Source organism: Erwinia sp. OLFS4 (assembly GCF_002752165.1).
Taxonomy (GTDB): Bacteria; Pseudomonadota; Gammaproteobacteria; order Enterobacterales; family Enterobacteriaceae; genus Izhakiella.
Map to the genome: position 1 here is coordinate 53,877 of NZ_MOMB01000046.1, position 12,195 is coordinate 66,071.

The 12,195-nt window shown below is 54.5% G+C and carries 10 protein-coding genes; 4 read left to right on the forward strand and 6 right to left on the reverse strand.

What is annotated here, in order from left to right; genetic code table 11:
* Nucleotides 1-80: 80 nt before the first annotated feature.
* Both pbpG and BL249_RS07835 read right to left on the reverse strand, forming a co-directional pair.
* Complete coding sequence (pbpG, locus tag BL249_RS07830) at nucleotides 81-1,031, reverse strand: D-alanyl-D-alanine endopeptidase (protein ID WP_099706985.1); 951 nt, start codon at nucleotides 1,029-1,031, stop codon at nucleotides 81-83.
* 164 nt (nucleotides 1,032-1,195) lie between these two features.
* On the reverse strand, nucleotides 1,196-1,783 hold the full coding sequence (locus tag BL249_RS07835) for a Yip1 family protein (protein WP_099706986.1): 588 nt from the start codon (nucleotides 1,781-1,783) through the stop codon (nucleotides 1,196-1,198).
* Between the two features lie 193 nt (nucleotides 1,784-1,976).
* Here BL249_RS07835 and BL249_RS07840 point away from each other — a divergent pair, with 193 nt between their 5' ends.
* The 4 genes from BL249_RS07840 to BL249_RS07855 all read left to right on the forward strand — a co-directional run bounded on the left by BL249_RS07840 (nucleotide 1,977) and on the right by BL249_RS07855 (nucleotide 7,748).
* Nucleotides 1,977-2,561 (forward strand): DedA family protein, encoded by a 585-nt coding sequence (locus tag BL249_RS07840; RefSeq protein ID WP_099706987.1) that lies wholly within the window; start codon nucleotides 1,977-1,979, stop codon nucleotides 2,559-2,561.
* A 159-nt stretch (nucleotides 2,562-2,720) separates the two neighbouring features.
* Entirely contained in the window at nucleotides 2,721-4,535 is a 1,815-nt protein-coding gene (locus BL249_RS07845) for a glycoside hydrolase family 15 protein (RefSeq protein ID WP_099706988.1), read from the forward strand.
* Nucleotides 4,536-4,733: 198 nt separating this feature from the next.
* A complete protein-coding gene (locus BL249_RS07850; protein ID WP_099707120.1) occupies nucleotides 4,734-5,849 on the forward strand; it encodes a L,D-transpeptidase family protein in 1,116 nt (371 codons plus the stop codon).
* Between the two features lie 333 nt (nucleotides 5,850-6,182).
* The gene (locus tag BL249_RS07855) at nucleotides 6,183-7,748 is read left to right on the forward strand and encodes an inorganic phosphate transporter (protein ID WP_446717720.1); all 1,566 of its coding nucleotides are present in this window, start codon (nucleotides 6,183-6,185) and stop codon (nucleotides 7,746-7,748) included.
* 19 nt (nucleotides 7,749-7,767) lie between these two features.
* Here BL249_RS07855 and BL249_RS07860 read toward each other — a convergent pair whose 3' ends face one another.
* The 4 genes from BL249_RS07860 to BL249_RS07875 all read right to left on the reverse strand — a co-directional run bounded on the left by BL249_RS07860 (nucleotide 7,768) and on the right by BL249_RS07875 (nucleotide 12,048).
* Nucleotides 7,768-8,952, reverse strand: coding sequence for an MFS transporter (locus BL249_RS07860; RefSeq protein ID WP_099706990.1), 1,185 nt, complete (start codon nucleotides 8,950-8,952; stop codon nucleotides 7,768-7,770).
* 111 nt (nucleotides 8,953-9,063) lie between these two features.
* The gene (gene dusC, locus BL249_RS07865; protein WP_099706991.1) at nucleotides 9,064-10,029 is read right to left on the reverse strand and encodes a tRNA dihydrouridine(16) synthase DusC; all 966 of its coding nucleotides are present in this window, start codon (nucleotides 10,027-10,029) and stop codon (nucleotides 9,064-9,066) included.
* Between the two features lie 15 nt (nucleotides 10,030-10,044).
* The gene (gene rhlE / locus BL249_RS07870) at nucleotides 10,045-11,433 is read right to left on the reverse strand and encodes an ATP-dependent RNA helicase RhlE (RefSeq protein WP_099707121.1); all 1,389 of its coding nucleotides are present in this window, start codon (nucleotides 11,431-11,433) and stop codon (nucleotides 10,045-10,047) included.
* A 225-nt stretch (nucleotides 11,434-11,658) separates the two neighbouring features.
* Nucleotides 11,659-12,048: a YbhQ family protein gene (locus BL249_RS07875; protein ID WP_099706992.1), complete on the reverse strand. Its 390-nt coding sequence runs from the start codon at nucleotides 12,046-12,048 to the stop codon at nucleotides 11,659-11,661.
* Nucleotides 12,049-12,195 lie beyond the last annotated feature (147 nt).

Below are 12,195 nucleotides of genomic sequence, written 5' to 3' on the forward strand. Positions count from 1 at the left end.
GCCGCTGACGTCAGGCAGGCGCAGCATTAATCTATTCCTGAGCCGGCGGCAGAGTTATCCTCTGTCGCCGGAGATAAAGCTTACTCAACCGCCAGCGCACCTGCACGTCGGTTACTGACCACCTCCGCGGCTTTTGCTTTGCGATAGTTCAGCGCCGCCGCCGGCACCGGTGCCGCTTTTCCGGTCTCCATCCAGTCACGAATGCGGTTAGCATCGGCAAAGTGGGTATACTTACCGAACGCATCCAGCACCACCAGCGCTACCGGTTTATGGTTCATCACCGTCCGCATTGCCAGGCAGTGACCGGCTTCATTGGTAAAGCCGGTTTTGGTCAGCTCAATTGTCCATTTTTGGTTATAAATTAAATGATTGGTATTGCGAAATGGCAGCTGATAAGCCGGATGCGTAAATAGCGCTGTCTCTTCATGAGTGGTACTGAGCTGACCGATTAACGGGTAATTTTTTGTCGCCAGCAGCAGCTTAATCAAATCACGCGCGGTGGACACATTGTCAAGCGACAACCCGGTAGGCTCAACATAATGGGTATGACGCATCCCCAGCGCCTGCGCTTTGGCATTCATCGCACGGATAAAAGCCTGATAACCACCAGGATAGTGCGCCGCAAGGCTGGCTGCAGCGCGGTTTTCCGATGACATCAGCGCCAGCAGCAGCATGGTTCGGCGACTGATCTGGCTGTTAAGTTTTACCCGGGAAAAAACCCCGCGCATTTCCGGTGTATTGCTGATATCAACCGTCAGCATCTGGTCCAGCGGCTGATGAGCATCCAGCACCACCATCGCCGTCATCAGTTTTGTCAGTGAGGCAATCGGACGAACGCGGTCGGGATGACTTTCAAACAAGACCTTGCCACTACGGGTATCAATCACCATCGCACTGCCGGAAGCAATTTGCGGTTGTGCCAGCGGGGCAATATCTTCAAGTTGAGTACGGGCAAGGGTGGAGCTGGAGAAAACAGGCGTTGCAAATAACAGCGCCAGAGCAAGCAGCGAAAAACGTTTTTTTGCAGGCATGACAGTAACCGGTTAGCATCAATTAGGATATCAGACAGGCTCAGCCTTTCCCTTCCAGGCAAAGGCTGGCAACGCATCATACTCCTTTCTGCTGCGGTTTTCCTACCACGTAATGATCCTGATAAGCCTGCAGGCAGGCCAGCGCCCGACGGTGACCTGCTGAATTACATCAGTAAATAGCCGTAACCCCAGATAACAACGGTCAGCGCCAGCAACACTTCCAGCACCAGCACGCCAATTGCCAGGGTCGAACCGGAAAAACGCAGGCTCTCCTCGCGATCAAGATTCAGAAACAGCGGGATGCCGACAAACAGCAAATAACCGGTATAAATCAGTGCCAGCGCGCCCACCAACACACACAGCCATACCAACGGGTAAAGGGCGACAATACCGCTGATAAACAATGGCGTCGCGGTATAGCCAGCAAACACCGTACAGCGATCGAGCGCTGGCCGCTGTGGGTAATCACGCGCCATCCAGTAAATCACCCGTCCCATCACCGCGACCCCGGCAAGAATCAGCAGATAAAACAGCACGGCCAGCGCCAGCGCATTCAGCACCTCCAGCCGCACTTTTGTCGGCGCGCCCAAATCCCATCCCAGCTGTGTCGTGCCGATAAATGCACAGATAACCGGCACCGCGGCCAGCAGCAGAACATGATGAATATAATGGTGTGAAACGCTTTCGTTTTCCTGCTGGATATTGCGCATCTCACGGCCTGGATGCGCCAGCAAACCCCAGACATGGTTCATAGCATCACTCCTTACAGGCTAAAAGCGGACTGCGTTTTGTGCCATCGGCAACACGATGGGAACGCTTTAAGTATAATGGTGTGAAGAGATTAGGTGTCTGTCTGGTTGTTTTTTGTGCTAAGTCATTAAAATAAAGGAATAAAAAACCGAACGGCCGCAACGACTTTCTGACAGCAGAACGAACGGAGGATGGATGCACTTCAATATCAGCCAGCTTATTGAACAATATGGTTATCTGGCGCTGTTTCTCGGCTGTATCGCCGAAGGTGAAACCTTCACACTGCTTGGTGGCGTAGCCGCACATGAAGGGTTATTAGATTACGGCTGGACGGTACTGGTGGCGATTACTGGCGGGATTATTGGTGATACCGCACTCTACTTTGTCGGACGTCATTACGGCGAGCGCATTCTGCGACGCTTTAAAAAACATCAGCCGCAAATACGTAAAGCGCAACGGCTGATCCATAAATACCCTACCTGGTTTGTCATTGGCGTACGCTTTATGTATGGCTTACGCATCGTTGGGCCAATCATTATTGGTGCCAGCCATCTTAAACTCAGGCGCTTCCTGCCCCTTAACGTACTTGGCGCCATTATCTGGGCGCTCCTGTTCGTCTCACTCGGTTATCTGGGTGGCGAAGTCATTGGCCCGTGGTTACATAAATTCGACCGGCAGCTGAAGTACCTTTTCTGGCTGGTTCTGGTGATTATTATCGCGCTAATTTTACGCTGGTTATGGCGCGACCACCGTAAAAATAATGCGCAGGACAGCGACTGATCGCATCTGGCATAGCCCTGCTACTGACGGCCAATACCCGACGTAAGCCGGACTGATGAACCTCCCCGAAGCTAAAAGCCACTTTTAGCCTGTCACCCGCATATCAGCTGGCTATAGTTAATGGAGAGATATCCGTTGTAATGCAGTAAGGGGCATGGAATGAATGAGGTTAAACGCCATATTGGCGATCACGGAGTGATTGGCGATTTACGGACCTGCGCGCTGGTTGCCAGCGATGGCACCATTGATTATCTTTGCTGGCCGGATCTGGACAGCCCGTCGGTTTTCAGCGCACTACTCGATAGCGACAACGCCGGGTTGTTCAGCATCAGCCCGACCTGGGAAAATGCACGGCAGCAGCAAATTTATCTGCCGGACAGCAATATTCTTCAGACCCGCTGGCTGGGGGAAAAAGGCGTGGCAGAACTCACCGATTATATGCCGCTCTGTCAGCAGGAAAATCACCTGCCCCGTATCATCCGGCGTATTAAAGCGGTTAAAGGCGAAGTGACTATTGCACTGCGTTGTGCGCCGGTTCATGATTATGCCCGTGCGCCAACAACCCTCAACCTGAAACCCGGTTTTGCCGATTTTTCCGCTCCGCAGCAGACAACCTTACGTCTGCGCTCGCCGGTTAAGCTCAGCCAGGATGGCCAGCTCGCCACCGCCCGTTTTACCCTGAAAGCCGGCGAAAGCGCCGAATTTATCTTTGGTGCCGCCGACGATCCGGCGCTGGCTCAGGACAACGGCGATCGCTGTTTTCATGACACGCTGCGGGCCTGGCAACGCTGGAGTCAGCAAAGCACCTATCAGGGTCGCTGGCGTGAAGCGGTCAATCGCTCGGCGCTGGTACTGAAACTGCTGACTTCGTGGCAGCATGGTTCTATCGCCGCCGCCGCCACCTTCGGGCTGCCGGAGGAGCCTGGCGGTGAACGTAACTGGGATTATCGTGCCTCCTGGATCCGTGATGCTTCTTTTAGCATGTATGCCCTGATGCGCCTCGGCTATGTCGATGAAGCCAGGCATTTCACTGGCTGGGTGGCCCGTTGCGTTGAAAACAGTCATCAGCAGATGGAAAAACTGCAGGTGATGTACCGGCTGGATAGCGGCACCGAACTTAAGGAAACGACCCTGGATAATCTCACCGGCTACGCCGGATCGCGGCCGGTACGTATTGGTAACGATGCCTGGCGCCAGTCTCAGCTGGATATTTACGGTGAGCTGATGGATGCCATCTATCTTGCGAATAAATACAGTGAAGCCATTTCTTACCGTGGCTGGAGTCATGTTTGCAGGATGATCGACTATCTGTGCGAAAACTGGCAGCAACCCGATGCCGGTATCTGGGAAATGCGCGGCGAACCGGAGCACTTCCTGCATTCACGATTAATGTGCTGGGTTGCGCTCGATCGGGCAATCCGTCTGGGGGAAAAACGTTCGTTGTCGATGCCCTACCAACGCTGGAACGATGCCCGTAACGCTATCCGCAGTGATATCTGGCAAAATTTCTGGCATGCCGAACGCGGCCATTTTACCTCCACCCGCCATGGTCAGTACCTTGATGCATCAATGCTGCTGATGCCGCTGGTTCGTTTTGTCAGTGCCACCGACCCGGACTGGCTGGCAACGCTGGATGCCATTAAAACGCATCTGGTCAGCGATGGTCTGGTGCGGCGCTACAATATCAAAGAGACGCCGGCAGACAAGCTGAATGGCGAAGAAGGGTCATTTGTCGCCTGCTCTTTCTGGTATGTTGAATGTCTGGCACGCGCCGGCCGCCTTAACGAAGCGCACTTTGAGTTTGAAAAACTATTGAAATACGCCAGTCCGCTGGGACTCTACGCAGAAGAGTTTAATTCACGGGGCTTTGCGCTGGGTAACTTTCCCCAGGCGCTCAGTCATCTGGCCCTGATCAGCGCCGCCTTTTTTCTTAATCGCAAACTTAACGGCACAGACCCGCTCTGGCAACCATGATCATCACCTGCACCGTTTTTTCACGCGGCGTCAGCCCGAAAACGGGGCCGCCGGGTGAAAATAATAGGTAAAGTTAAACGAAAGCAGAAAAATGCGGGTTTATTCGCAGCTCATAATGAACATATAATGTGCAGCCTCAGGAACAGTCCCGGCGTCCGACTGCCCATTAACCGCCTTAAACAGATTAACCAGAGAATTATGAAAAAAAGCATTCGCGCAATTGTCACCATGGCCCTGGTAGTGGCGGCCTGCAGTCAGACAGCTCAGGCTGTGGTATATCCTCTGCCACCGGCGAACAGTCGCCTTATTGGCGAGAATCTTGAAATCACCGTTCCACAGGATAATACCTTACCGCTGGAAGCCTTTGCTGCGCAGTATCAGATGGGCCTCAGCAATATGCTTGAGACCAATCCGCATACCGACGTCTACCTGCCGAAACCAGGGTCGAAACTGATCATTCCACAGCAGCTGATTCTGCCGGACGCACCACGCGAAGGCATTATTATTAACAGTGCTGAGATGCGTCTTTATTATTACCCGAAAGGCACCCACACCGTGGTCGTGCTGCCAATCGGTATCGGCGAACTGGGTAAAGATACGCCGATGAACTGGACCACAAAAGTGGAAAGTAAGCGGGCAAACCCGACCTGGACGCCAACGGCGAAAATGCATGCGGAATATATTGCTGCCGGTACGCCGCTTCCCAGGGTGGTGCCAGCCGGTCCGGATAATCCGATGGGGCTCTATGCGCTCTACATCGGTCGTCTGTATGCCGTTCACGGCACCAATGCCAATTTTGGTATTGGCCTGCGTGTCAGCCATGGCTGCGTACGTCTGCGCGCCGACGATATCAAATGGCTGTTTGATAACGTGCCGGTCGGCACCCGGCTGCAGTTTATCAACCAGCCGGTCAAAGCCACCGTTGAACCCGATGGCACACGCTGGATAGAAGTGCATAACCCACTTTCCGCCAACGAAGAAGAATTCAATTCGCGCGCGCCGGTACCCATTGCGATCCCGGCTGCGGTCAATAAAATCATTTCTGACAACAGCGTTACCAGCCAGGCGATTGACCAGGCGCTGCAGCGCCGTAGCGGCATGCCAACAAATCTTAATGGTGCCGATACTGCCGCCCAACCGGTGCCGGTGCCAGAAAACAGCAGCGCGCAGCCTAAAGAAGAACCGTTGACACCGCAGGGTATCAACCAACCACAGGCCACTGACGCCCCGGCAAACGACAGTGCCACACCACAGCCGGCCAGTGCTCAGCCGGAAACCAGCGACAGTAACGCCGTCACCCCGCAGGCAGGTTAAGTTACTCCGTAGCAGAAAGGCCGCTACGGCGGCCTTTCTGCTGTCTGCGGCCCGCCCTGTTCCTTCTTTTCTTCCACCACGCCCCCGTCATCATCCCCACAACGTTTGGCTTTCCGGCAGCAACCTTAGCCACAAAAAGACACCGCTGAATCGCGCTATCTGGCGGTAAACGACGCTACTGTCATGCCGTTGTCATCGCAGCGGCGTATCACCGTCATTCAACCGCTATAAACCTGATAACAGGCTTACTGTTTAACCTGACATCATCGGTAAAGAGGTTTTATGAGTGACACTCCCTATGAGAACCGTTCCCCCGCCGTCTCCTCCGTCGCCATGTTACAGCGTAAAAACAGCCGATTTTCAGTGCTGATATTCTGGCTGTTACTGCTGCTGGGCATTGCCTTTGCCGGCGTCAACCTGTTCAGAGATGTTGCCGGCTCTGGTACCCAGGTAACCAGCTATACGCCTTTTTTACTTCTGGGACTGGCATTACTCATCGCGCTAGGCTTTGAGTTTGTTAATGGTTTTCACGATACGGCCAATGCCGTGGCCACTGTGATTTACACCCATTCCCTGCCGCCAACGGTGGCCGTACTCTGGTCAGGCTTTTTTAATTTTCTTGGGGTTATGCTGTCGAGCGGTGCCGTCGCCTTCGGCATTATTTCATTGCTTCCGGTAGAACTGATTTTACAGGCCGGTACCCCGACGGGTTTTGCTATGGTTTACGCGCTGTTATTCTCAGCCATTATCTGGAACCTGGGCACCTGGTGGTTCGGCCTGCCCTCCTCTTCTTCACATACGCTGATTGGATCGATTATTGGCGTCGGGCTGGCCAATGCCCTGCTCAATGGCCGCAGCGGTGCCAGTGGTGTTGACTGGGATCAGGCGCTGAAGGTGGGGTATGCCTTGCTGTTGTCACCGCTGGTGGGATTTTTCTGCGCCGCACTGCTGATGATTGCCATGAAGATGATGGTTAAAAATCGTCAGCTGTATCGCGCACCTGAAGGCCATAAACCGCCCCCGGCCTGGATCCGTGCAGTACTGATCCTGACTTGCACCGGGGTTTCATTTGCCCACGGCTCGAACGATGGTCAGAAAGGAATGGGGCTAATCATGCTGATTCTGGTGGGTACCATGCCAATTGCCTATGCGCTGAACCGGTCGACACCACCCTCCGACAGCCCGCATGTGGCGGCACTTGCCACCGCCACCAGCCAGCAACTGTTACAGCAGTATGCACCAACGCAACCCGCCGCTGGCAGCAGCAACCGTCAGGTGCTTACCGCCTTTGTCGGTAGCGAAGTGCTTAATCCACAGGTCATTCCTGCCCTGGCACAGCTTACAGCAACCATTGGCCAGCAAATTCAACATTATGGTTCGGTTAATCGTATTCCAGCCGGGTCGGTGCAAAATACCCGTAATGATATGTATCTGGCATCTGAAACAATCAAAACGCTTAAAACCAGCCCCCAGGTCAGGCTGGATGACGCAACACAGCATAACCTCACCGCGCTGAAAAGTGAGCTCGACAAAGCCACCCGCTATATTCCATTCTGGGTCAAAGTGGTGGTCGCTATTGCCCTGGGACTGGGTACCATGGTGGGCTGGCGGCGCATTGTGATCACCGTCGGCGAAAAAATAGGGAAAACTCATCTGAGTTATGCGCAGGGTGCCAGCGCCGAGCTGGTGACGATGGCCACAATTGGTGCCGCCGATACCTTTGGACTGCCGGTTTCCACCACCCATGTCCTCTCTTCCGGGGTGGCCGGGGCCATGGCGGCCAATCATTCTGGTTTACAGGCCGCCACGTTGCGTAATCTGGCCATTGCCTGGTTACTGACACTGCCGGTATCAATTCTGCTGTCTGCCTGTCTCTACGGCTTATTTACCCATTTGTGAACCGACAAGGGAAATCGCATTAATGCCCGGCCACCGCCCGCCACAGGCGGGCGGTGAGCAGTGCGGCCAGCATCACTACCAGCGCGGCAGCCAGGTATATGGCATCTATCCCCCAGTGTCCAATCATCAGTCCGGCCAGCGGCCCGGTTATGCCGAGACCAAAATCAAGAAACGCCGAGTATAACCCCAGTGCCGCCCCCTGACTCTGCGGTGATACCTGACGAATAGCCTCAACACCCAGTGCGGGAAACACCAGCGAAAAACCAGCCCCGGTCAAAAACGCGCCCATATCCACCAGCCAGACGCTGCCGGCCTGCCAGATCATCAGCAAACCCAGTGCTTCAACAACAAACGAAACCAGCGCAACCCGTGCGCCACCAAAGCGCGGAATCGCGGCGCTAAACACCAGCCGCATCATAATAAAGCCAAGACTGAACAACGTCAGAGAAAACGCGGCACCCTGCCACTGGTGACTGGAAAAATAAAGCGTAATAAAAGTGGCAATAGTACCAAAGCCAACCGTTCCCAGGCCCAGGCAAAAACCAAAGAGCCAGATACGGGAAAAAACCCGGCTAAAGGGGATACGTTCACCGACGGTGACATTAACATCCTGCCGTTGTGAAGCCAGCCAGAACCCCACCATCGCCATTAGCATAATCAGTATTGCAAAGCCGGCAATATTGAATGCCTGATTCAGCAGCACGCCGAGCGGCGCACCAATTGCCATCGCCAGATAGGTTGCCACACCATTCCATGAAATAACGCGGGCGCTCTGCGTGGTCCCCACGCGGTTAATTCCCCACAGCATTGATGAAGTGGCGGTCAGGCTTTCGCCAAAACCGAGCAGTACCCGGCCCAGCGCCAGTAACAGCAGGCTGACCAGCGGCCGCGCGGCAAACAGCATTGCCAGCAGCGTAAGTAAGCCGCTGGCCCCGCACAATAACAGGCCAACGCACACCACTTTTTTCGGACCGAGTAAATCGGAATAACGCCCGGCCTGCGGACGACTTATCAGCGTAGAAAAATATTGTAAGCTGATAATCAGGCCGGCAATAAAAGAGCTGTATCCCAGGGTGTGATGAACGTATCCAGGCAGCACAGCCAGCGGCAGGCCAATCGACAAATAACAGAAGAAGGTAAAGATAACCACAGAAAAAATGCGCTTGTTAAGCTGTGCGCTGCTCAGCGCCGGGGTGACGGTCATAGTGAAACCAACAGGAAGGCTGTTATTTTTTCCCCATCTTACACCCCCGCCGCACAGAGATCTCGTGCACAATCACTAAAACTATTCTCAATTAGCTGTGCAGACGCTAACTCAGACAACCGGCTGACGACTAATCTGGCGGGCGTACTCTTTTTCAATGGCAACGGCAATGGCAGCGGAGTGAGTCATAACGCGAATCAGCATAAACAGATCGCTGGCTTCAGAATAAACCTTTCGCAGATAGCCCAGCCACTGTTTGATGCGGGCGACGTGGTACATACCGGTGTCGCCCTGCTTCTCCAGCTGAACGTAACGATGCAGCAGTTGTAAAACTTCCGGCCAGGGCATCGGTAGCGCATTTTGCTTAATCACATTGCTGAGGTTAGGCAGGTTGAGCGCGCCGCGACCCACCATAACATCATGGCATCCGCTGATTGCCATACAACGGTGGGCGCTTTGCCAGTCAACGATTTCACCGTTAGCAATGACCGGTATTGTCAGACGCCGACGGATTTCACCGATGGCAGCCCAGTTAATCCGCTCGGCTTTATAGCCGTCTTCTTTCGTCCGGCCATGCACCACCAGCTCGCTGGCACCCGCCTGCTGTACCGCATCAGCGATGTCAAAGCGTCTGTCGTCAGAATCCCATCCCAACCGTACCTTCACGGTAACCGGCAAATGCGACGGTACGGCGGCGCGTATCGCCTGTGTCGCACGATAAATCAGCTCAGGATCTTTCAGCAGGCTTGCCCCACCACCACTGCCATTAACCGTCTTTGATGGACAGCCGCAGTTGAGGTCCACTCCCCAGGAACCGAGTTCCACCGCTCTGGCAGCATTTTCCGCCAGCCACTGCGGATATTGTCCCAGGAGCTGGACACGTACCGGGGTACCTGAAGGCGTACGGCTAGCCCGGTATAATTCAGGACACAGGCGATAAAACAGTTTTACCGGTAGCCGCTGGTCAACCACGCGCAAAAACTCACTGATACAAAGATCATAGTCATTGACGCTGGTTAATAATTCACGTAACAGTGAATCCAGCACCCCTTCCATCGGCGCCAGCAAAACGCGCATCGTCAGCAGCTCGTATCAGGACTGACCGGCAGGTTTACGCCGCGGCGGACGTGAACGTCGTGGCTGGCCATTACCCGGTGCGGCCCTCTCAGTTTGTGGACGTCCCCCCTGACGATCCCCACGTGGCCGGTCGTTTCTGGCAGAATTACCGTCACGGCTGCCCCGGCGTTCACCGCCCTGACTAGCCCGACGTTCACCCCCCTGAGCCGCCCCTCGTCCGCCGCGCCCCTGGCGACCGTTAACAATAGGCTCGGCTTTAATGCTGGGATCGGGTTCAAACCCTGGCTCAGCAAGGCGCGGAATTTCACGTTTCAGCAGCCGTTCGATATCACGCAACAGCTTATGCTCATCAACACAAACCAGCGACAGCGCTTCACCGGTGGCCGCAGCACGACCGGTACGGCCAATACGGTGGACATAATCTTCCGGCACGTTTGGCAACTCATAGTTAACCACGTGCGGCAGTTCTTCAATATCAAGACCACGGGCGGCAATGTCGGTGGCAACCAGCACACGTATAGTATTGGCTTTAAAATCTGCCAGCGCCCGGGTACGGGCGCCCTGGCTCTTATTGCCATGAATGGCTGCCGCAGTGATACCATCCTTATTTAACTGTTCAGCCAGATGGTTAGCGCCATGTTTCGTGCGGGTAAAAACCAGCACCTGGCGCCAGTTATCACGACCAATCAGCAGCGAAAGCAACTCACGTTTGCGTTTTTTATCAACAAAATGCACGTGCTGCGTCACCTGCTCCGAAGCGGTGTTACGACGCGCAACTTCAACCTGTGCCGGGTTGTGCAGCAGTTTTTCAGCCAGCGCTTTGATGTCATCAGAGAAGGTTGCGGAAAACAGCAGGTTCTGGCGTTTAGCCGGCAGTTTTGCCAGCACCCGGCGGATGTCGTGAATAAAGCCCATATCCAGCATGCGGTCGGCTTCATCCAGTACCAGGACTTCAATCTGCGACAGGTCAACCGCGTTCTGGTGTTCCAGATCCAGCAACCGTCCGGGCGTGGCAATCAGAATATCGACCCCGCCCCGCAGCTTCATCATCTGCGGATTGATGCTGACGCCACCAAAAACCACCAGTGAGCGCAGCGATAAATATTTGCTGTACTCGCGCACATTTTCCCCCACCTGGGCCGCCAGTTCACGGGTGGGTGTCAGAATCAAGGCCCGTACCGGCCGACGGCCTTTTGCCATGTCGCCGCTGGCACGCAGTTTCTGCAACAACGGCAGGGTAAATCCGGCGGTCTTACCGGTACCGGTCTGGGCGCTGGCCATTAAATCACGGCCGGAAAGGACCACAGGAATAGCCTGACGCTGGATCGGCGTAGGTTCACGATAACCTTGCTCTTCCACCGCACGCAGAATATCGGCACTCAGGCCGAGAGAATCAAATGACATAAAGTTGACTGACTCCGGATCCGCCCTGTCTGCAAATGGCAGCGTAGTTTTCAGGGGGAACTGTGATCGCCAGGAAACCATATCCTGACGCTTGAATAGATGCACAAACCACAGTGCGCTCGTTGCGCAGTGTAACAGATTGCGCGTAATACGGGGGATTTATTTCTCCACCACCAGGCTCACCCGATGACGTTGATTAAATGCCATCGGGGCAACCTGTGCACTTTAGCGGTGACGCCGCGGCTGCCGCGAAGGGTCTTTGGCCAGCAGCGAAAGCAGCGCAGGTCCGGCCAGCACCACAAAGCCCAGGCAGGCTAACAGCAGGTTGTTGTGCACAATGTGCGAAACCAGATATAACGCCAGCATCGCCGCGCCAAAATAATAGGTAGTGGTGAAATCTTCAAAGAAATCGCCGGAACGACGTAAAGAGGCCACACGTTGCGTCAGTAACATCGCACAGAACATCAGCGCATACAGCCCTAACAACACGCTGCTGACCTGCACCAGCGTCTGATGCCGCCATCCCCATACCAGCGCAGCGATTAGCGCCAGATGTAGCACGATATGCAGGCAGGTTTGTCCAGTAACTATCTGAACCCGGTTAAACCATCTCATTAAACTCGATTCTCCTGGCAGCCCCAACAAAGAGCGCCCAAGTGGTTTACGACTGTGTCGCAATCAACATCCTCAGACTAACGTAATTTTCGGAAAAAGCCGCAAATAGCCAGAGACTACGGCGCGCTTTTGTGACTGAGACTACAC